The following is a 20,516-nucleotide window of genomic DNA, read 5'->3' as shown; positions in this document are numbered from 1 at the left end:
TTGACAATATCACATGTCAGTTTATTTACAATGAGGATATCCACTGGCCTCAATCAACTGACGAGTATATTCAGTCTGGGGCTGGGCAAATAAAGTCTCGGTTGCCTGATATTCCAAGGCTTTCCCTTCATGCATCACCAGCACTTTTTGACATAAGGCTTTAATGACTTGCAAGTCATGACTAATGAACAGATAACTAATTTGTTCTTGCTGTTGCAAACGTCGTAACAATTGAATGATTGCAAGCTGGGTAGATCGATCCAGCGCAGAGGTGGGTTCATCCAGAATAATCAGTTTCGGCTGCACCACCAAAGCTCGTGCTAATGCAACCCGTTGCCGTTGCCCGCCTGAAAGCTGATGCGGATATTTGCCTTTATCCTCGGGAGATAACTCAACCTTGAGCAAGGCTTCGTCAATTTTTGCAGTGCATTGTGGCTGGGAAATCGCTTGGCGTTTAAGTCCTTCGGCAATACTCTGCTCAACGGTCATTCGTGGATTTAAACTGCTAAAAGGATCTTGGAATACAATTTGAAGCTCACTACGAATCGGTCGAAGCTGTTTCTGGCTAAGCTGATTTAGATCTCGTGCCTGAAAGCTGATTTCCCCTTCACTCGCAATCAAACGGGCAATTGCCAAGGCGATTGAGGACTTGCCTGAACCACTTTCTCCAACAATCCCCAAAGCCTCACCTTGCATTAGAGTAAAACTAATTGATTCAGCAGCAATCTTATAGGCTTGGATCCGAGGAAATAAACCTCTTTTGACGGAATATTTGACCCTGACATTTTTAAGTTCAAGCAATGGTTCTGAGGGTTGTAGCAGCAAAGCTTGCCCAAAATCGTGATTCAATAAATTTTGCGTATAAACGCTCTGAGGACAGCTAAAAATTTCAGCGCTACTTGCCTGCTCTTCTAGCCGTCCCTGATTCAGTACCACCACATGATCTGCATATTGCTGAACAAGATTGAGATCATGACTAATTAAAATCATCGCCATCTGTCGTTGTTGCTGTAGTTTTTGCAGTAGCATCAAGACCTGTGCCTGTAACACCACATCTAAAGCAGTCGTCGGCTCATCAGCAATTAAAATATCTGGCTCTAAAGCCAAGGTCATGGCAATCATAACGCGTTGACGTTGACCGCCTGACAATTCATGTGGATAGCGCTTCAAAAGATTTTCTGCTTCAGGCAAGCCCACATCTTCTAACAAACGCAACGTGTTTTGTCGTACCACAGCTTTTGCAGAACCTTGTAAAATCAGGCTTTCCCCAAGCATTCTTTCTACAGTATGCAAAGGATTCAATGCTGTCATCGGTTCCTGAAAAATCATGGCAATTTTCTTGCCACGTATTTGCTGCAACTGCAGTTGACTCAGTTTCAGTACATCCTGATCTTGAAATTGAACTGCACCTGTCACCTTTAATGTCTGAGCTAATAACCCCAACAATGCCAACGCAGTAATAGATTTACCTGAACCACTTTCTCCCACGATGGCAACGGTTTGGGCAGGATAAATATCAAAACTGACATCCTCAAGCAACTTCTCAGCGCCATTACAAATACTGAGCTGCTGTACTTTGAGTAAAGGTTGATTTAGAGGCAACTTATCGTCTTGGATCAAATGCATCACGTGCCGCCTCCCCAATATAAATCAGTAAAGACAAAACAATTGCCAAGCTAAAAAAGCCCGACAACACCAGCCACGGCGCATCCAGATTATTTTTCCCTTGTAATAATAGCTCTCCGAGCGAAGCTGAATCAGGTGGCAAGCCATAGCCCAGAAAATCAAGTGCAGTTAAAGCAATAATATTTGCCGTCAGCATAAAAGGAATTTGCGACAGACTAGAACTCATCGCATTGGGTAAAATATGCTTAAAGATAATCTTATACTGACTTACACCTAACGCTTGCGCCGCACGAACATAATCAAAATTACGGGCACGGAGAAATTCAGCACGTACTAGGCCGACCAGTTCTGTCCAGCCAAAAAGCAACATGATCACAAATAGCCAATACACACTCGGGCTAAACATACTGACCAGAATCATCACAATGAAAAGCATCGGTAAGCCACCCCACACTTCCAGAATGCGCTGCCCAATCAAGTCAACCCAGCCACCATAATAGCCTTGTATCGCCCCGACCATAATCCCGACCACAGCAGAACAGAATGTGAGTGCAAAACCAAATAATAGCGAAATCCGCAGACCGTACAGGATTCGGGCAAATACATCACGCCCCTGATCATCCGTGCCAAGCCAGTTCTGTGCGCTCGGTGCAGAAGGAACGGGTACAGCCAAAGACAGATTCGGCGATTGATAAGAAAAAGCTACAGGAGGTGAAATCATCCAGCCATGCGTCTGTATCAACTGCTTTACCACTGGGTCTTGATAATCTGTTGCCGTTTCAAATTCCCCACCAAATGCGGTTTCTGGATAATCTTTCAGAATCGGAAAATAAAAAGACTGCTCATAACGCACCAGCAAAGGTTTATCATTGGCAATCAGTTCCGCCAGCAAAGACAGCACAAAAATAATCAAGAACAGGATTAAACAGCGAAAACCCAGCTTATTTTGCCGAAAACGATCAAATCGCGCTTGCATTAAGGGTGACATCATTGTTCACCTCTTGATTCAAAATCAATCCGCGGATCAATGAGGTGATAAAGCAAATCACCCAGTAAACGTAAAATCATTCCGAACAAGGTAAATAAAAACAAGGTGCCAAAAATAACAGGATAATCACGCTGGGTAATCGCCTCAAAGCCTAATAACCCAATCCCATCCAGATTAAAAATGATCTCGATAAATAAATTACCGACAAAGAAAATACCCACCAACGTTTCTGGCAAAGCAGCAACCACAATCAAAATCGCGTTACGAAATACATGCCCATACAGCACCTGATTTTCACTTAATCCTTTCGCTCGGGCTGTTAATACATAAGGCTTGTTCAGCTCTTCTACAAATGCATATTTTGTCAGGTAAGTACGTGCGGCAAAGCTACCAAGCAACATACTCAGAATCGGCAAACACATGTGCCACAGATAATCTTTGATTTTTGCCAAGAAGCTTAACTGGGAGAAATTTTCAGACACCAGCCCTTGCAATGGAAACCATTGCAAATAACTGCCGCCCGCAAAAAAGACGATCAATAAAATGGCAAAAACAAACGATGGAATGGCATAACTGACCGCCAATAATAACGATGTGGATTGATCAAACAGCAAGCCATTATTTTTTGCTTTTTTAATGCCGAGTGGAATGGCAATCAAATAGATCAGAAAAGTACTCCACACCCCCAAAGACAAGGTCACAGGTAGCTTTTCATATAAGAGTTGCGTGACGGGTTTATCTTTAAAAAAACTGGTACCAAAATCCAGATGCATATACCCTTTCAGCATCAGCCAGAAACGTTCTGTTGCAGGCCGATCAAAACCATACTGGGCTTTGATTTTTTCAATCATTTCGGGGCTTAAACCACGTGCACCCTGATATTGTGCGAGATTAGACTGCCCGCTTGCTCCTGCGCCTAAACCTTGTGCATTTTGAATTTGCTGAATCGCCTGTTCAACTGGCCCGCCAGGAGCAATTTGCACAATCAAGAAATTAATCAATAAAATGAAAAATAATGTCGGGATCATCAACAACATTCTTTTTAGAATATAGTGAACCATTGAAATCGAACCCTTATTAATTTATTTACTAAGTTTTTATAAAATCTAACTTGAGAGAAAATACGCGGAAACCTCATCCACAACCTGCGTGTTTTAAACAAGATCATGTTTTTGCGAAATAATAAAAAAGGTCCAATAAGTAAACAGGTTTTGAGGTGAGCTGCGATTATAGCAGCGCAAGAAGCCTTTCCTCCAAAGCGTAGCTTCTTATTAGGCGAAACCAAAGTCACTCCAGCTGAAAGCTTATCCTGAAATTAAGATGAGAACTCGAAGACTCCGTAATATTAATCTAACAACTTCACCAAACGCTAGTCAAAACCATGCTAATTAATACTTTTGTATAGCCTGCTCCTGTTTCTTCGCCTTATCTGCATCCACCCACCAATATTCCCATCCTACAGAAAGCTTTGGCTTCACTGCTGGCTGCTGATAAATATCCCAATAGGCAAACCAGCGTTCAGGTTTTCCATAGGTCAGAATCTGGTAATAACCCGCACGTAACAGACGATCAAGCACACGGGTATAGAGCACAACTTCTTCACGTGTTTTAGCCATAACAATGTTTTCGATCATTTGATCAATTACAGGATTTTTAATACCTGAATAGTTATAGTTACCCGATTCATCTGCTGCTGCACTTCCCCAAAACTGGACCTGTTCTTTACCAGGTGTTAAGGTCTGTGGCAATTTCAGTACCATCATATCAAAATCCTGACGGCGAATCCGTTCCATGTACTGAGGAACATCGACCTGTCTAAGATTAACCTGAATGCCCAATCTTTTCAGGTTCCGCACAAAAGGCATCAGCTCACGTTGTGGATTTTCCTGCTGCATTAATAATTCGATTTGAATAGCTTTACCTGTGCGATCATATAATTTGCCATCACGAATCACATAACCCGCATCTTTTAAAATCTTTTGCGCAATCAATAAATTGTTTCGATTAAAGCCACTACCGTCTGAAACAGGATAGCGCCAATCAGTCAATACGCCTTGTCGCATCAGCGGATTCAATTGTGCCAAATAAGGTTTGAGTATGTTTAACTCAGCAGCACTCGGGCGACCTTTAGCAGCCAGATCGGTATTATCAAAATAACTTTGTAAGCGCTGATTTTGATTAAAAAATAAAGCTTTATTCTGCCATTCAAAATCATAGGCATAGGTCAATGCCTGACGTAAGCGAATGTCATTTAATGGAGCGCGACGGATATTAAATACCAGACTTTGAATATCAAGCGGTGTGGCTAACCGTGCTTTGTATTTTTTGACCAAGCCTGATTTCGCAGCTGGAAAATGATAGGAGGTGACCCAATTCCGGATATTTTTTTCTTCATATAAATTAAATTGCCGTGATTTAAAGCCTTCAAAACTAACGTCTAAATTTCGGTAATATACATATTTCAGCCGATCAAAATTATAACGGCCCTTATTAACAGGTAAATCTTTGGCCCAATAGTTCGGACTGCGTTTATAGGTGATACTGCGTCCGGCATCAATACGCTCTACCCTATAAGGCCCAGAACCCACAATCGGTTGCAACGTGACACGGCTAAAATCTTTATTTTTCCAGTCCAGTTTTGAATAGATCGGTAAGCTCGCCACGATCAGGGGCATCTCGACATTATTTTTGGATTTAAAAATGAATTTAACCTGATGTCTAGACAGCACTTCCGTTCTTGCCAGATCAGACAAATACATCTGAAAGCCGAGATTGGCTTTGGTTTGATAGGTATCAAAGGTAAATTTGACGTCTTCTGCTGTTAAAGGCTGACCATTATTAAAACGGGCTTTGGGATTTAAATGAAAGGTCACTGTTTGCAAATGGTCTGGATCATAACTGACCTGTTCAGCCAGTAAAGGGTACATCACCCGCGGTTCATCCAACGAACGATCCATCAGGCTATCAAACAGATAATTCACCCCTTCAGTCGAACTGCCCTTGCCATTCATGCTATTTAAATTATCGAAGGTCCCCAGACTAGATTGACTCAACATCCCACCTTTGGGTGCACTGGGATTGGCATAAGGCATTGCTTTAAGCTGGGCATATTTAGGCTGCACATGCATGGCTAAATAGGGTGTGGTTTGCATGGCTGCAAATGAAAGCGGAGCAAAAAGGCTTAGTCCATACAATAGACTAAGCCTTTTTGTGCAAAGCAATGAATTCATGCTGAATTACAAGCTAGGAACTTTAATCACATCACCAATGCGTAATTGAGTGCTTGGGGTTAAATCATTCATTTCTGCCAATGCATTGGTTTCCATGCCATAACGACTTGCTAAACCAATCAGCGTATCGCCACGTTTAACTTTATACTCGGCAATGGTTTTCGGAACCAAGATATTTTGTCCACGTTGCAAACTGGCATTGGCTTTCAGATTATTTAAATCTGCCAACTCACGACCCGACATACCAAAACGATTGGCAATACTATTCAGAGACTCGCCTGCTTTTACGCTATAGCGCTCGGTATTACGGCTTGGTGCTGCGGCCTTAGGCGCTGTATCGACACTTGCTGTTTCAGCTTTAGGTGCATCGCCTGTCAATTTCAAACGCTGACCGATACGCACGTTACTGGTACGGGTTAAGCCATTTAAGCCTGCCACATAATCCAGCTGTAAATTATAGCGGTTTGCAATGTTGCCTAAAGTATCACCTGACTTCACAGTATAGACTTCTGGCGTGCTGTCTTCTCTCGATTTTGTATTGCTGCTGGTCGCCGTTTTTGTAGGAACATCGCCTATTAATTTCAAACGTTGACCTACCCGTACACCCGCAGTTCGTTCCAGACCATTCAGGTCAGCAACATAGCTCAATTGCAGATTGTACTTGGCAGCAATCGCATTCAGGCTATCACCCGACTGAACCACATACTGATCAGGGACTGTTGAACCTGCCGGAATTTTTAAGCTTTGACCTAAACGAACACCGCTATTTGACTTCAAATTATTGAGTTCAGCCAACTCGCTCAAGCTGATCTTTGACTTGGTTGCAATACTGGATAAAGTATCACCACGTTGCACAGTATAATTTTCAGTTTTATAACTGGTCGATGCAGTTACATTTTCGTATTTAACGGTATTTTTAGCAGGCTCAGCAGCTTCTTCTGTTTGAGAAACTTCATGTAATGGAACATTGATTTTTTGTCCCACAAATAGACTACTGCCCGCAGTTAAGCCCGAAGTTAAAGAAGCCAATTCCTGATTTGACAATGCATAGCGATCAGCAATCAATTTCAAGTATTCGCCACGTTTAACCGTATAAGATTTTGTTGCAACCTTAGATGTTGTGGCCGCTTTTGTCTCATTATTACGGGTACTTTGCTGTGCCGTACGTGAATTATTTTTAGGCTCAATCAGCGTAAGTCGTTGCCCAACGAATAAACCATCGGTCACAGACAGATTATTATAATCAGCGAGCTGCTTCAGGCTTAAATCAAAACGTGAAGCCAGATTGGTTAAGCTATCACCTGATTGCACTACATAGCTCTCAGGTTTCTCAGCTGCTTTTGGTGCTTCTGCTTGTGGTTTAGCATTGTATAGATACAAACTTGCGCCAACAAATAAAGTTCCGTTTGGATCAATCTGGTTCCACTGGGCGATATCGCGCCAGTTCACGCCATTTTTCTGAGCAATAACCGCTAAGGTATCTCCAGGTTGTACCACATAGGTACTGCGTTTACCCTTCGGCGCGGTCACGACAACATCGGTATCTGTCTTGATATAAGGCTTGCCTTGGTTACGTTTAGCGTCATCACTATTTGCTGTGGCACTATCTTCAACCAGATTTTTTGGATAAGCAAAGCCCTTGCTAACTTCCTGACCTTTCTCATCGGCCACGGACTGGCTGGTTTGAATCGCAGTCAGTTTAATCTTGCCATCAAATGGATCGACAATCTCGGTACCTTTCGGTGCAATTGCCTTAATTTCTGCAACGACCTGATCACGCTCAGCTTGGGTTGCTTGTGGCTCTAAAGCTTGAGCAACAGTTTCCTTTTTGCCTTCTTCCTTGATTGCAGCCGTGATTTTCTCACGCTCTTGCGCAGAAATAGGTGGCTCTGTTTTCACAGGTTTAATATTGGTAGCAGGTGTAATTGCCACTGGAATACGTGGTGCACTTGGAACATCTGCCGCTGCTGCAAATGAAGCCAGCGCATCAGATCCTCTAGGCGTATTCACTTTAGTCTTTGGGATCGTTGGTGTCGTGGTACGCGTTGTATTACTTGCTGTTAAATTCGGCGGTGTCTTGGTCGATGGACTCACCGTTTGCGCTGTATTTGTTGTGGTACGAATGGTGGTTGATGTACTCGACGAATTGTTTGCCATTGGTGGTGGCGTTTTGTTGCTTGCCCAGAAACCACCTGAACTTGATTTTCCAGAACGTAATTTGGCATCAATTGATGGACTTAAATCCGCTGGAATTAAAATTCGCATCGGGCTGAGTGGATCAACCATTTCACCACGATAGCCCGGGTTCAATGCATACAGCTCAGCACGGCTCAAACCAGTAATCGAAGCAATCTGGTTTAACTCAAGTGGTGTCGATAAACTTACTTCACGGAAGTGAGGACGGTTGGCAATCGGCGGTAAACTCACGCCATAAGCACCTGGATTTTTAATAATTTGGGCAACCGCCAAGAAACGCGGCACATAGTTCATGGTTTCTTGTGGAAGTTTTAATGACCAGTAATCAGTTGGTAGACCCGCAGCACGGTTACGGTTAATCGCCTGCTGAATACGACCTGGGCCTGCATTATAGGCAGCAAGCGCAAGTTCCCATGAACCAAACTGGTTATACAAGCTTCCAAAAAACTCATAAGCGGCACGGGTTGACTCTACGACATCACGGCGACCATCATACAGGCTGGTTTGTTGCAAACCATAAATACGTCCCGTACTTGGAATAAACTGCCATAAACCTGCAGCCGCAGCACTACTGGTCGCAGCTGGATCGTAAGAACTTTCAATAATCGGAAGTAAAGCCAGCTCGGTCGGCATACCGCGACGTTCTGCTTCTTTTACTGTGTGATATAAATAACGACTGGCACGGGCGCTCAAACGGTCTAAATAAGGTTGACGTGAAATAAACCAGCTACGTTGCGCTTCAATACGGGAATCCCAATGATTCAAGTCCATCTTGAAACCGACTGTCATGCGTTTCCACACATCACCATGTTTGAGCACCAGTAAACGGTCCCCTTCCACCGCACGCATATCGGTAGCAGAAAGTAAGTCTTCCAGTGAGTCTAAACTGCGTGCATCCAGATAACCCGAACCCGCCTGTTTAGAAGATGATGTTTTTCCTGATTGAGGTGTTGAAGAACAACCCGTGGTAATTCCCAACGCGGCTAGAGCAGAAGTGAGTACAGTGATTTTGAATAATGATGTTGCAGATGTTTGCCACACCAATTTGCCAGATTTATACATAAAAACTTCCAGTCAACTCACGCTAGTTTTACTTTAGATTTGCCATTGTATTAAAGCATGTCACTTAGACAAGGTAATAATTTAACGTGATTTGCATGGAAATGTTACAAGAAATTAAAAAAGATGAGTTTTGTAACGTTCAAAAACAGAATTTGGCTTTACAATACCCCTTGGCGCACGGGGATGCTAAAATTCTCAAATGACCTGAACTCAAGCAAAAATCTGGGTTCTGGTTGATTTGCTTAATTCGTAATTGAAGATTGGCCTTCTTTTTCGGATTCTAAATACTCAAATTTTTCACGCTGTTTATTTTATTGTTCAGGTTCAGATATGTCACAAACAATCACGCTTTACGTTGATGGCGCATGCAAAGGAAACCCAGGTCTCGGTGGTTGGGGTGCGTACGTCATTACCGAACAAGGTGAGCACAAACTTTGTGGCGGCGAACCTCAAACAACCAATAACCGCATGGAACTGCAAGCAGCAATCGAAGGGGTTTCCTTTTGTCCTGTAGATGCCCATCTCATTATCTGGACAGATTCCAACTATGTAAAACAAGGCATCACCGAATGGATTCATGGCTGGAAAAAGAAAAACTGGAAAGATGTTAAAAATCCAGATTTATGGCAAAAACTGGATGCCGTCTGTGCCAACCGAAACATTGAGTGGAACTGGATCAAAGGTCATGCTGGTCATGAAGGTAATGAAATGGCTGACCACCTGGCAAATTTAGGTGCAGAACAAACGGCTCAACAATTAAAAAATACAACACAGGCTAACGCTGATACAAAAAAGCCTGAAGCTGATTGGCTCTTAAATGATCCTTTTGGCTTAGATATGGATGAAGACATGGATGATGTTGAGATGATCGAAGAAACTGAAAATAATGTTGCTGATGAAATCGAGACTACAGAAGAAACGTCTCCAGCACCCGTTGTTTCTAGTCAACATCCGCACATTGTTGTGACTGAAGCAAAATTAAAACTGCAAGGCCCACGTCAGCTCATTCTAGATACAGAGACTACAGGTTTTTACTTTCAGGATGGCGATCGTATTATTGAGGTCGGTGCGATTGAGATGATCAACCGTAAACTTACGGGCAGCTCGATTCATATTTATATCAATCCAGAAAAACCAGTGGGTGACTCTGAAAATGTCCACGGTATTAGCGATGACTTTTTAAAGGACAAACCGAAATACGCCGAGATTGCCGATACTTTATTTGCCTATTTAAAAGGCGCTGAAATTATCGCACATAACGCAACCTTCGATATGAACTTCCTTGATACCGAGTTCAAACGGGTTGGCCTACCGCCACTCTCAGATGTGTGTGAAGTGACCGATACGCTAGCACTTGCCAAGAACAAGCACCCGGGACAGAAGAACTCATTGGATGCGCTGGTTCGCCGTTATGAAATTCCGGCACGAGATCGTACCTTCCACGGTGCATTACTCGATGCCGAGATTCTGGCTGATGTTTATCTTGCCATGACAGGTGGGCAAGTCTCTTTTGATATGGATGCTCTCTCTCAGAGCGAAAAAAATCAGAATAAAACAACACGTCAACGTGTGCAGGTTGATTTACCCATCATCGAACCTTCGGAACATGAATTAAATGAACATGAGACTTGGGTCAAACAATACGAGCAAAAACATGGAGAGCCTTGCCTTTTCGCAAAATAAATTTACTGCTCAATGTAATTTTTTGTATTTCAAGTTTTAAAACTTACGTTATATTAACTATTAAAGATTTAGGCCTTCTCAACAGAAGGCCCATGGATATAACAACTCAGGAAAGGTGTAGGTCATATGTCTTACCAAACCTCGATTCACTTCGACCCAACGGCATTATTAATAATAAAAAATGAGATCGATAACTCGATTAAATTGGTAGAAACAGCAGTCAATACCCTTGCCGAAGAACAAGCCTTACCATTCGGGATTGATGATGCGCTCAACCAGTTTGAACAATGTACGCAAGTACTTGCTCTGATTGATATGCCTCACTTATCACAAATTACTCAATACTCTGCTGAGTTGATGCGCAAAATCATGGCTCAACCTCAACAGGTTCAGACCAGTGATGTGGTTGCTCTAAGCGAAGGCACGACCATGCTGAAACGTTATATTGAGTTTATCTGCTTACGCGAAGTAAAAGTGCCGCAATTCTTGCTAGATACACTGAACCGTTTAGAAAAAGCATTAGGTCGTCCACTAACCAAAGAAGGCCAGACAGTTCAACCCTTACTTGAGTTTATTACGCCAAGTTTTAATTTGCCTCAGGCACCGAATCTGGAACAATCGCAATATATTCATCAGTTATATAAGCTTTGCCTAAACAAACTGATTAAACAATCAGAAACAGCGCTTGACCTGCAAGGCATTAAATTAGTGGGTGTTTATCTTGCTGGTTTAGCGGCAGGCCAACCAAGTCAGCAGTACTGGCAACTGGTCAACGTTGGCTTAGGTCACATTGACGAGCTTTCAATTACCGAAGCACGTTTACGTACTTTGATTCAAATTGAAACCAATATCGGTAAATTTCTGGCACAGCCAACTATTTTCAAGAATAGCATTGCTGATCTGGCAGACATTTTATGCATCTGTATCAGTCAAGAAGATGAAGTTTCTGAACATATTCGTGAACAGTTGAATATTGGTGATGAATTACTCAGCGACACCCAACTTCAAGTTCTGAGCCGTCATTTATATGGCCCTGACTATGAAACAGTGCACACCATTAGCCAGTTAATGACCAATGAGATGGTTCAGATTCGTAATGAAATTGAATATAACCATCAAAATATGTCACCTGAAAAGACACAGGAAATTCAGCAAAAGCTGACTCAACTTTGCAATGTTTTCAAGGTATTGAATCTCAATGAAGCTGCACGAGAATTAACCCAGCAAGCTGAAAAACTGAGTTTACCAAATACCTTAACTGATGCCACTTCGGTACAGCAGCTCATGAACAGTATTCTGGCGTCAATGAACTCTATTGGCATTCTAGAACGTAATTACACTTCGAGCCGTTTACAGTTACGCGTCAATAATATGCAGATCTCGCTGGATCGTTTAGATGAAGCGCATCAGGCATTATTGACTGAAACAAAAACGCTGGTGGAAACCTTAACCCAGACTTTAAGTCTTTACGTGCAAGATCCTAATGTACATAGTCTAGAGGCTTTGCCAGGCTATTTGAAAGAGCTTGCTGGCGCTGCCCTGTTCCTCGGTAGCTCAGCACAACAAAATGCGTTGGTCGGTGCAGCACAATTCGCTCAGCATCGTCTGGCACAAAATCAGGCATTCTCTGCGGAAGAAATTAATTGTGTTTTAAATGTTGTGGCTGGCTTGGATTTACTGGTTGATAACTTGAAGAACAAGCAACCAGTCTTGCAATCTATGTTTGATGTGGCATTATCAAACAGTCAGCAATTACAATCTAAAGCCGCATAATGACTCAACTATCACTTGCTTATATTTTTCAACACCAAAAACTTTTAGTAGACGAAAACTTTCAACTGCCAAAGGTTGAAAAGTTAGCAAGTGACCTCCCCATCCATCAGAATGATCACGTCATCGCACGTGATCTTCTTGAAGATGAAGCCATCCCAGAAGGCTACCAACTCATTCCGATTCGGGAGCTGATTCAAAGCTGGTCAAGCAGTGATTTCTTGCAAGCCAGCCGTGCAGTTCAATTGCTGGAATGGCGACGCAATCACAAATTCTGTAGTCACTGCGGTCATGCAACCGAAGTACATCCTAAAGAATATGCAATGATTTGCCCTGCTTGTGCTTATCATCAATATCCACGTGTTCAACCGTGCATCATTACCATTATCACCAAAGGTAATGATGAAGTCCTGCTGGCCAAGTCAGCGCACAATAAAACCAATATGTATGGACTGATCGCAGGTTTTGTTGAAGTCGGCGAAACCTTGGAAGAAGCCGTACAACGTGAAGCATTTGAAGAAGTCGGACTGAAACTGAAAAATATCCGCTATATGTCGAGCCAGCCTTGGCCATTTCCAAGTAACCTGATGATTGCCTTTCATGCTGAATATGACTCTGGTGAGATCCAGCTTCAGCTTGAAGAAATCAGTGACGCTCAATTTTTTAAATTCGATCAGCTGCCAGAAATTCCTTTTAAAGGCAGTATTGCGCATAACATGATTATGCAAATGATCGACAATAAAAAAGCATCTTAAACGATGCTTTTTTATTCCCATGTATTTTTAGTAATCTATTCTACACACGATGACCTACCCCAAATCCATGATCTTTAGCCCGATATACTAAAATCAGTGCAATGAATGACAAAATCAACGCACTCCACGCAAAAGAATGAATCCCCCATTGATCAAAGAGAAGACCACCCACTATCCCACCTCCCGCAACAGCAATGTTGAATATGGTCACCAACATAGATTGAGCGGCATCCGTCTGTTCTTTCGCAATATCGGCCAGTGCCGTTTGTAACAGTATGGGAGCACCGCCAAATGAAATCCCCCATACAATCACTGCGGCACAAACCATCCAGATGGAATGCATAAAGATGCCCAAACATAAGGCTGAAAAAGCAAATATAATAAGACTCACCAAGGTTAAGTGCCGTAGATATTGATCAATAAAATGCCCAGTGATGAAAATACCGACAATTGCTGCCAGACCAAAAATCAACAGCATGACATCAATATGTTCTCCCAAACCCACTGCGATTAAATATAAAGAAATATAAGTATATAAAATATTATGTGCCAAGACCCAGACAAACAGTATTAATAAAATTAGCCCAACACCTTTCATTTTAAGCGTTTGCCCAAATGCTATTTTTTGCTGTGTAGGATCAACCATAAAACGGGGAATAAACAATCGAACCCAACTCAACAAGATCAATGCCAAAATCGACATCATCCAGAAGACACTACGCCAATCAAACAACGTTCCGAGAAAAGTTCCCAGTGGCACACCAAAACACAATGCTAATGGCTGTCCAATTCCTGCAACAGCTAAAGCACGTCCTTGTAAATGCGGAGCAACCAAATAACGGACATAGCTCACAAATAGCCCCCAAATGACACCTGCTGCCATCCCTGCGCAAAAGCGAACAAACAAAGTAAAAATATAATGTGATGAGATCGCTGCTAGCCCATTGAAAATACATAAGCTGCCTAAAGTGATTAACAATAAGCGACGTCTGTCCCAATGTTTTGTGAGTGCGATAATAGGTATCGCAGCACAGACAGAACCTAAGGCATAAAAGCTAACCAATTGCCCAGCCCACAGCTTAGATATCTGCAAGTCATGACTAATCTGAAGTAATAGACCAACAGGCATGGTCTCCGTCATGATCGTAATAAACCCGATCCATGAGAAAGCCAATAATTTCCAAATAGGAAATTGCTCTGCTGATTTCTGAGTGACTAAAGTTTGTAAGGGTTTATTTACATTGATACTAGGCGGACTATTCATATAGCTCTCGAATAATGGAATAATCATTCCAAAATAGAATAAATAAAAACCCACTGCCGAATAAAAGTCGTGGGTTTCTGGTTAATTAGAAAACGCGAAGTGCAATATCAATAATATTCAATAAACACTGTCGACGCTCATGAGCAGGTGTTCCTTTTGCTAAAACCCTCATCCCTTGTATCGTATTCACAATAAAAAAGGAGAGTGCTTCAGCATCAATTTCTTTTGAGATTTCCCCTTGATGCTGTGCTTTCAGCAATACATTCACAATTGCTTTTTGAAGACGTTGTAAATTCTGGGTGACTTTTTCTGCAATCAACGCATCTTGTCCTGCAAGTTCCAGACTGGCATTGGCAATCAGACATCCACGCTGTAAAGGATCAGCCAACTCATCTTCAGCGATCTTCATCAACAGGCGTTTAATGGCTGCTTTGGCACTCTGTTCTTGTTCTAAACAATGTATATTGGCCGTTGTCACAGCATCATATCGATCCAGTGTCTTTTGATATAAGGTATGTTTATTTTCAAAAGTTCCGTACAAACTACTTCTTGAAAGACCTGTGCCATCTACCAAATCCTGAATGGACGTTCCTGAATATCCTTTTAGCCAGAAAACCTGCATAGCAGCATCGGTCACGACATCTAAATCAAATTCTTTTGGGCGCATTAAAATCAATTACGGAATAATCATTCCATTAAAATAAGCAATATATAAAAAGAAGTCAAATATAAAAAACATGTCTAACTTTTAAGCTGAACCAACTTCCAGAGATTCCATTTAAAGGCAGTATTGCCCATAGCATGATCATGCAAATCATCGACAATAAAAAAGCATCTTAAACGATGCTTTTTTATTGTTTAAGGATCTAAGGCTTCATCCAAGAAATGTAAGATGGTCCGTTTAGTTTTGAAATAATGGCTCATTAAACTTGCCAGTGTCGCCACAATCGTAATGTGCCCTGTTTTTGGAATCACGGCGATATGACTATGATTGCCCTTTTCTCTTAATGCTTTATCTAGATCAAAGCTATTTTCTTTACCAACCAGCTGATCCTGTTCAGCCATCAACAAATAGTGCTTAATCTGGTTCGGCTCAATAAAGTAATAAGGCATGACTTGCTGATACGACACTTTCTGATCAAAGGCATGCTCTGCCAGCGGGTCACCCTTATAATCGAAATGATAAGGGCCAGCCATGCCAACAATTGCACGGATCTTGTCTTTATATTTAAAACTTTGTGAATAAGCTGAATACACCACAGACATTACATTAAAAGCACCCGCTGAGTGGCCCATCAATATGATGTTATCTGTCGAAATATTGAGTTTGTCCTGATTCTGACTCAGGTAATGAATCGCTTGCGCAATATCATCAATAAAGGTGGGAAAGATATGCGCTGGTGCAAGATGATAGTTAATCACCGCAACATCATAGCCTTCTCTGGCAAAGCTTTCTCCAACAAATAAATAATCACGCTTATTGCCATGCTGCCAAGAACCGCCATGCACAAATACAATCAGCGGTCTTTGCTTTTTCGGATTTTTAGTCCGATACAGATCCAGACGCTGTCTTGCTTTGAGCCCATAGGCCAGATGCTCTTCTTTTTCAAAAGTATCTTTAGGCGTTAAATAGTTAATTGAATAACTGGCAAAATCATAAAGGCGAAACTCCTGATATAAAGTTTTCGCCTTGATGACATTTTCTTGTACTTGTTGGATGAGTTGCTTCATAAATTAAGGATTAGTTGGAGTAATGGTCGCAGGGTCCGCCTGATCTGGGTCAATTGCAACAGGTGTCTCAACTAAAGGCTGTGTCGTCGCAGTACCCACCATTGGGGCTGCTGCTGTTGAACTCGCTACAGTACCTGAAGGCTGGTCCACATTGTCAATGAGCGTCACAATTTTAGTCACATTTCCAACTTTTTGTAAGACGTCATCCAAATCTCGTGATTCAGCTGTATTTAAACGTCCCATCACATACAGCACACCATTTTCTGTATGTACTAGTACTTTACTGTCCGATACCACTGGTGCTTTCATTAACAAGCCGCGAGTATTTGCAGTCACCGTCGCATCTTGCATGATGGTGTTGTAGCCAACTTTGTCGCCTACTGTAATATAGTTGTGTACTGCTTTAACATCCGTCATTGAGCGTAAGTTGTCTTCAGCCAGCTGTTTCAAATATGGATCAGGCACTTGTCCCGTCAATAAAACATTGCTGTGAAAACTTTCAATGTTGATACGTGACTGTTTAAAACGGTGGTCTAATTTATACAAATTGATATTTGCAGTACGCTTGATTGAAGAATCAATAAAAATCTGCCCTAGACTACGTTCACCACTATTTGTTCCAACTGGCGACGTTCCCGTACCACCAGAAATAAAACTCGCACATCCCGATAAACTTGCAGCGCAAAGCAACGTAATCGTTAAACGTTTTAACACTTGGCAAGACTCCCTAACTACAAACAAATTTGTTCAATTTCAATATTTAGCTTTAGACCGTACATTCACCCATCTAAAGTAAATGCATGTTCAATCCATTGCTGATCATACTGCAATTTTGAAAAATCTGGTTGTACTGTTTTTGCAATTTTCTGTGGAAAATCAAAACAAATCACATCAAAACGGCAATCAAAGTCATAATATTTAGGATATTTCTGTAAAAATAGCTGTGCAGTTTTAATAATTTTTCGCTGTTGAGTTGGGGAAATGACCTCACATGCTTCGGCATAACTTCCAGCCGATCTGGCTTTAACTTCAACAAAGACCAGCTCCTGCTGACGCTGGACAATAAGATCAATTTCGCCATAACGTGAATGATAATTTTGCGTTACGCATTCATAATCATGTGATTGTAAAAAGGCAAGCGCTGTCTGTTCAGCCCATTGCCCTAAATCCTGAAATGTCTGTTGCATAGATCGGTCAACTTATTTCAACACCTGAATGCCATTTTTCTGCTGTTGATAACAATATGGTTGTCGGTAAATTTTACCGTCCTTCACCTCAATTGCCCCAGTACGACCTTCAAAATTAAACTTGCGGTCAGGACTGCTGAGAAATTGCTGACTGATGGTCCAGGCATCTCCACCGAAAGCCAATAAACGCTGGAAAGCCATATTTTCAGGTTGCTCTTTATAAGCTTTGACAACATCAGCCCAGTGCCCATTATATAAAGCAGGCGTATCACAGAAGCTTAATCCTGTAGGAATCGGTTTATCCTGCTCAATACTCAGCGCTGTCGCATAAATATTCTTTTCTGGCAGTGTTCCTAATTGTTCTAGCCATTGATGATCACCGAGCAATAACAGCCCTTCTCGACGTGACAGTTTTTTAGGGACTTCATTGACCACATGAATATCTGAACCAAACTCAGACATCAATGCCATCATAAATAGCTCTGTTGCCGACTCTGTGCCCGCCTGACGCACCACCAGCAGCTTTTTAATTTTGTCTTTTTTCAACAATTGATTCAGTGCCACTGCATCATGCTGCTTGGCCAGACTGAACTGCCAGACATTGGTGGTTTGGGAGTTCATATCATTCAATGCCAATACAGGAATCGCTGGATTACGCTGCATCACATTTTCAATATCAGGTCGAGCCAATGGACCAACAATCAAACGAGTTTTGTTATTGACCCGCTTTTTGAAAATCGTATCGATGTTATTTTTTGCAGAATCTACAAAAATGATTTTTTCTTTGCTACCAGATGCTGTATAAGCACTCAAGAAACCGCGTTTGATGCTCTGACCAGCTCGCGCCATCGCACCAGATTCAGGTAGAATCACCAGTACGTCCGCATAAACTGGACTCACAATTGCTGCCAAACTGAGTAGCAGCCAATATTTTTTGTAATACATTAGGGAGTTACCTTTTATGAGTGCTCAATTATTTGTTGTAGCAACCCCGATTGGGCACTTAGATGACATGACCTTTCGTGCAATTGATATATTAAAATCCGTTTCGGTGGTTGCCGCAGAAGACACTCGTCAATCTGCTCAATTATTCAAACACTATAATATCTCAACTCCGCTAACAGCGTGTCATGATCACAACGAAAGTAACAAAATTGATCAACTTCTCCAAAAAATGCTAAATGGTGAGAGTGTTGCCTTAATTAGTGATGCTGGAACGCCTCTGATTAGCGATCCCGGTTTTAAACTGGTTCGTGCTGCACAAGAACACGGCATTCGTGTGATTCCTGTGCCTGGTGCCTGTGCTGCAATTGCTGCATTAAGTGCGGTGGGTTTACCAAGTGACCGTTTTAGCTTTGAAGGCTTCTTGCCATCCAAGGCGTCTCAACGAATTGGCCAGCTTGAAAAGCTCAAAGATGAAACCCAGACCCTGATTTTCTATGAAGCACCCCACCGTATTCTGGCGTGTATTCAAGATATGGTTCAGGTCTTTGGTGAAGATCGTCCTGTTGGTTTTGCACGTGAAATTACCAAAACATTTGAAACCATCAAGAAAATGACCTTAAAAGAACTGGTCACTTTTATTGAAAATGACCACAACCAGGAAAAAGGTGAAATCGTGGTGGTGGTCGGCGGTGCATCCGCAGAAAAAGACATGGAACAGGATAAACTGGATGAGTTGTTAAAACGCTTATTACAGGATTTATCAGTCAAAGCGGCGTCGCAACTGGCTGCGGATTTGACTGGCATTAAAAAGAAAGTGGCTTATCAGCGTGCTTTGGAACTCACCCAAAATAATGAATAAAACATAAGGGGAGATTATAAAAATCTCCCCTTATGTTTTAAATATGCAACAAGAACAATATATTTTAAGCCTTAGTCATGATATTCGCTTGATCCATTTTTCTTTCCGCTCTCGCCTGTTTAATCACGCTCAGCCCCGAAGACACACCAAGATAAGCAATCACAAAAGCGACCAGTAAATCGGGAAACATGGTTCCTGTTCCAAAAACGCCGACAGCTGCAATAATAATCGCGATATTGGCAATCGCATCATTACGGCTGCACAACCACACTGAACGCATATTGGCATCACCATCACGGAATGCATAAAGCAGGAGTGCAGAAACCACATTCACCGCCAGTGCAAGTACACCAATCGCCCCCATGAGCATTGGTTCAGGTGTAACACCCAGCCACCATGACCAAAACACTTTAACGATCACAAAAATACCAAATGCCGCCATGGTAATACCTTTGACTAAAGCTGCGGTCGCGCGCCAATACAAGCTCATAGATAGCACTGCCAATGAGATGGCATAGTTAGCCGCATCACCTGCAAAATCTAACGCATCGGCCCATAACGATACAGAGCGTGCATGTGAACCACCAATAATTTCCACAAAGAACATCAGCGCATTTAGAACGAGCGCGATCCACAAAGCTCTACGAAACTTCGGACTAATCTTTTGTGTTGGTGAACATGTTGTGTTGCATCCACATCCTGCCATGACTTTTCTCACTTAATCTTTTATAGTGATTTAAAACCCTAGAGTAACTCCAGAGTCAAGCATGATAAATTTTACAATTGGGCAATTGGCAAAAAAGTCTGGCGTATCTGTGGATACGATTCGTTATTATGAAAAAATTGGGCTGCTTGAGAAAGCTAAACGCACGGCGGGCAATTATCGACATTATTCTGAACAGATGCTGTCAGAACTCCTGTTTCTAAAACATTGCCGTGAACTGGGCATTACCTTACAGGATATTCAAAAGCTCAAAGATATGTCAGAGAACCCGAACCAAACCTGCATGGAGGTCGACCATCTGATTGATCAATATCTTGCCGAGGTTTCCCAGAAGATTCGAAACCTAGAACATCTCAAGCAGGATCTAACGCATTTAAAACAACAATGTTCTCAACACCGTACCATTGAACAATGTGGAATTTTAAAAGAACTACATCAACCACTCGAATGTGAACATGAATCACATCAACACAAAAAAGCACCACAATCGTGATGC

17 protein-coding genes and 1 pseudogene are annotated in these 20,516 nt (G+C 42.0%); 6 read left to right on the top strand and 12 right to left on the bottom strand.

Going from position 1 to position 20,516, the window contains the following annotated elements; genetic code table 11:
- Nucleotides 1–21: 21 nt before the first annotated feature.
- From IEV36_RS09120 to IEV36_RS09100, 5 genes are all read right to left on the bottom strand, one after another.
- Nucleotides 22–1,626 (bottom strand): dipeptide ABC transporter ATP-binding protein, encoded by a 1,605-nt coding sequence (locus IEV36_RS09120; RefSeq protein ID WP_005258849.1) that lies wholly within the window; start codon nt 1,624–1,626, stop codon nt 22–24.
- Nucleotides 1,604–2,614 carry an ABC transporter permease gene (locus IEV36_RS09115; RefSeq protein ID WP_032864090.1) on the bottom strand — a complete coding sequence of 337 codons (1,011 nt, stop codon included), beginning with the start codon at nt 2,612–2,614 and terminating at the stop codon, nt 1,604–1,606. The genes IEV36_RS09120 and IEV36_RS09115 overlap by 23 nt, the downstream gene beginning before the upstream one ends.
- The gene (gene yejB / locus IEV36_RS09110) at nt 2,614–3,675 is read right to left on the bottom strand and encodes a microcin C ABC transporter permease YejB (protein WP_005258863.1); all 1,062 of its coding nucleotides are present in this window, start codon (nt 3,673–3,675) and stop codon (nt 2,614–2,616) included. The genes IEV36_RS09115 and yejB overlap by 1 nt, the downstream gene beginning before the upstream one ends.
- Nucleotides 3,676–4,002: 327 nt before the next feature.
- The gene (locus tag IEV36_RS09105) at nt 4,003–5,844 is read right to left on the bottom strand and encodes an extracellular solute-binding protein (RefSeq protein WP_032863951.1); all 1,842 of its coding nucleotides are present in this window, start codon (nt 5,842–5,844) and stop codon (nt 4,003–4,005) included.
- A 6-nt stretch (nt 5,845–5,850) separates the two neighbouring features.
- Nucleotides 5,851–9,102 (bottom strand): lytic transglycosylase, encoded by a 3,252-nt coding sequence (locus tag IEV36_RS09100; protein WP_005258867.1) that lies wholly within the window; start codon nt 9,100–9,102, stop codon nt 5,851–5,853.
- A gap of 330 nt (nt 9,103–9,432) precedes the next feature.
- Here IEV36_RS09100 and dnaQ point away from each other — a divergent pair, with 330 nt between their 5' ends.
- The 3 genes from dnaQ (at nt 9,433) to nudC (ending at nt 13,310) form a co-directional block, all read left to right on the top strand.
- Nucleotides 9,433–10,785, top strand: a complete 1,353-nt coding sequence (dnaQ, locus tag IEV36_RS09095) for a DNA polymerase III subunit epsilon (RefSeq protein ID WP_005258868.1) — start codon at nt 9,433–9,435, stop codon at nt 10,783–10,785.
- 126 nt (nt 10,786–10,911) lie between these two features.
- A complete protein-coding gene (locus IEV36_RS09090) occupies nt 10,912–12,558 on the top strand; it encodes a hypothetical protein (protein WP_005258869.1) in 1,647 nt (548 codons plus the stop codon).
- Entirely contained in the window at nt 12,558–13,310 is a 753-nt protein-coding gene (nudC, locus tag IEV36_RS09085) for an NAD(+) diphosphatase (RefSeq protein WP_005258870.1), read from the top strand. Before IEV36_RS09090 ends, nudC begins: the two co-directional genes overlap by 1 nt.
- Before the next feature lie 40 nt (nt 13,311–13,350).
- Here nudC and IEV36_RS09080 read toward each other — a convergent pair whose 3' ends face one another.
- Together IEV36_RS09080 and IEV36_RS09075 are read right to left on the bottom strand one after the other, a co-directional pair.
- The gene (locus IEV36_RS09080; protein ID WP_005258871.1) at nt 13,351–14,574 is read right to left on the bottom strand and encodes an MFS transporter; all 1,224 of its coding nucleotides are present in this window, start codon (nt 14,572–14,574) and stop codon (nt 13,351–13,353) included.
- An 85-nt stretch (nt 14,575–14,659) separates the two neighbouring features.
- Nucleotides 14,660–15,241, bottom strand: coding sequence for a TetR/AcrR family transcriptional regulator (locus tag IEV36_RS09075; protein ID WP_005258877.1), 582 nt, complete (start codon nt 15,239–15,241; stop codon nt 14,660–14,662).
- Between the two features lie 80 nt (nt 15,242–15,321).
- Here IEV36_RS09075 and IEV36_RS09070 point away from each other — a divergent pair.
- Nucleotides 15,322–15,414 (top strand): annotated as a pseudogene (locus IEV36_RS09070) (NAD(+) diphosphatase); the annotation flags it as partial.
- Between the two features lie 18 nt (nt 15,415–15,432).
- On the opposite strand, the gene IEV36_RS09065 reads toward IEV36_RS09070, so the two are convergent.
- From IEV36_RS09065 to IEV36_RS09050, 4 genes are all read right to left on the bottom strand, one after another.
- Nucleotides 15,433–16,305 carry an alpha/beta hydrolase gene (locus IEV36_RS09065; RefSeq protein ID WP_005258879.1) on the bottom strand — a complete coding sequence of 291 codons (873 nt, stop codon included), beginning with the start codon at nt 16,303–16,305 and terminating at the stop codon, nt 15,433–15,435.
- A gap of 3 nt (nt 16,306–16,308) precedes the next feature.
- Nucleotides 16,309–17,019 carry a BON domain-containing protein gene (locus IEV36_RS09060; protein WP_004773756.1) on the bottom strand — a complete coding sequence of 237 codons (711 nt, stop codon included), beginning with the start codon at nt 17,017–17,019 and terminating at the stop codon, nt 16,309–16,311.
- A gap of 65 nt (nt 17,020–17,084) precedes the next feature.
- Nucleotides 17,085–17,492: a YraN family protein gene (locus IEV36_RS09055; protein WP_005258881.1), complete on the bottom strand. Its 408-nt coding sequence runs from the start codon at nt 17,490–17,492 to the stop codon at nt 17,085–17,087.
- Nucleotides 17,493–17,504: 12 nt separating this feature from the next.
- The gene (locus tag IEV36_RS09050; RefSeq protein WP_005258883.1) at nt 17,505–18,437 is read right to left on the bottom strand and encodes a penicillin-binding protein activator; all 933 of its coding nucleotides are present in this window, start codon (nt 18,435–18,437) and stop codon (nt 17,505–17,507) included.
- 16 nt (nt 18,438–18,453) lie between these two features.
- Here IEV36_RS09050 and rsmI point away from each other — a divergent pair, with 16 nt between their 5' ends.
- Complete coding sequence (rsmI, locus tag IEV36_RS09045) at nt 18,454–19,296, top strand: 16S rRNA (cytidine(1402)-2'-O)-methyltransferase (protein ID WP_005258885.1); 843 nt, start codon at nt 18,454–18,456, stop codon at nt 19,294–19,296.
- A 64-nt stretch (nt 19,297–19,360) separates the two neighbouring features.
- Here the strand turns inward: rsmI and IEV36_RS09040 are convergent, their stop codons facing one another.
- Nucleotides 19,361–20,002 carry a cation efflux transmembrane domain-containing protein gene (locus IEV36_RS09040; RefSeq protein WP_005258887.1) on the bottom strand — a complete coding sequence of 214 codons (642 nt, stop codon included), beginning with the start codon at nt 20,000–20,002 and terminating at the stop codon, nt 19,361–19,363.
- 61 nt (nt 20,003–20,063) lie between these two features.
- Between IEV36_RS09040 and IEV36_RS09035 the strand changes: the two genes are divergently transcribed.
- Entirely contained in the window at nt 20,064–20,513 is a 450-nt protein-coding gene (locus IEV36_RS09035; RefSeq protein ID WP_005258889.1) for a MerR family transcriptional regulator, read from the top strand.
- The last annotated feature ends 3 nt before the right edge of the window (nt 20,514–20,516 follow it).

The organism is Acinetobacter vivianii (assembly GCF_014635885.1).
GTDB lineage: Bacteria > Pseudomonadota > Gammaproteobacteria > Pseudomonadales > Moraxellaceae > Acinetobacter > Acinetobacter vivianii.
This window is presented reverse-complemented; position numbering and strand designations above follow the sequence as displayed.

What these genes read in the sequence shown, in the direction of transcription:
- IEV36_RS09100 (WP_005258867.1), bottom strand. Translation starts at nt 9,102, where the DNA reads ATGTATAAATCTGGCAAATTGGTGTGGCAAACATCTGCAACATCATTA.
- IEV36_RS09080 (WP_005258871.1), bottom strand. Translation starts at nt 14,574, where the DNA reads ATGAATAGTCCGCCTAGTATCAATGTAAATAAACCCTTACAAACTTTA.
- IEV36_RS09065 (WP_005258879.1), bottom strand. Translation starts at nt 16,305, where the DNA reads ATGAAGCAACTCATCCAACAAGTACAAGAAAATGTCATCAAGGCGAAA.
- rsmI (WP_005258885.1), top strand. Translation starts at nt 18,454, where the DNA reads ATGAGTGCTCAATTATTTGTTGTAGCAACCCCGATTGGGCACTTAGAT.
- IEV36_RS09075 (WP_005258877.1), bottom strand. Translation starts at nt 15,241, where the DNA reads ATGCGCCCAAAAGAATTTGATTTAGATGTCGTGACCGATGCTGCTATG.
- IEV36_RS09120 (WP_005258849.1), bottom strand. Translation starts at nt 1,626, where the DNA reads ATGCATTTGATCCAAGACGATAAGTTGCCTCTAAATCAACCTTTACTC.
- nudC (WP_005258870.1), top strand. Translation starts at nt 12,558, where the DNA reads ATGACTCAACTATCACTTGCTTATATTTTTCAACACCAAAAACTTTTA.
- IEV36_RS09040 (WP_005258887.1), bottom strand. Translation starts at nt 20,002, where the DNA reads ATGGCAGGATGTGGATGCAACACAACATGTTCACCAACACAAAAGATT.
- IEV36_RS09105 (WP_032863951.1), bottom strand. Translation starts at nt 5,844, where the DNA reads ATGAATTCATTGCTTTGCACAAAAAGGCTTAGTCTATTGTATGGACTA.
- yejB (WP_005258863.1), bottom strand. Translation starts at nt 3,675, where the DNA reads ATGGTTCACTATATTCTAAAAAGAATGTTGTTGATGATCCCGACATTA.
- IEV36_RS09050 (WP_005258883.1), bottom strand. Translation starts at nt 18,437, where the DNA reads ATGTATTACAAAAAATATTGGCTGCTACTCAGTTTGGCAGCAATTGTG.
- IEV36_RS09115 (WP_032864090.1), bottom strand. Translation starts at nt 2,614, where the DNA reads ATGTCACCCTTAATGCAAGCGCGATTTGATCGTTTTCGGCAAAATAAG.
- IEV36_RS09090 (WP_005258869.1), top strand. Translation starts at nt 10,912, where the DNA reads ATGTCTTACCAAACCTCGATTCACTTCGACCCAACGGCATTATTAATA.
- dnaQ (WP_005258868.1), top strand. Translation starts at nt 9,433, where the DNA reads ATGTCACAAACAATCACGCTTTACGTTGATGGCGCATGCAAAGGAAAC.
- IEV36_RS09035 (WP_005258889.1), top strand. Translation starts at nt 20,064, where the DNA reads ATGATAAATTTTACAATTGGGCAATTGGCAAAAAAGTCTGGCGTATCT.
- IEV36_RS09055 (WP_005258881.1), bottom strand. Translation starts at nt 17,492, where the DNA reads ATGCAACAGACATTTCAGGATTTAGGGCAATGGGCTGAACAGACAGCG.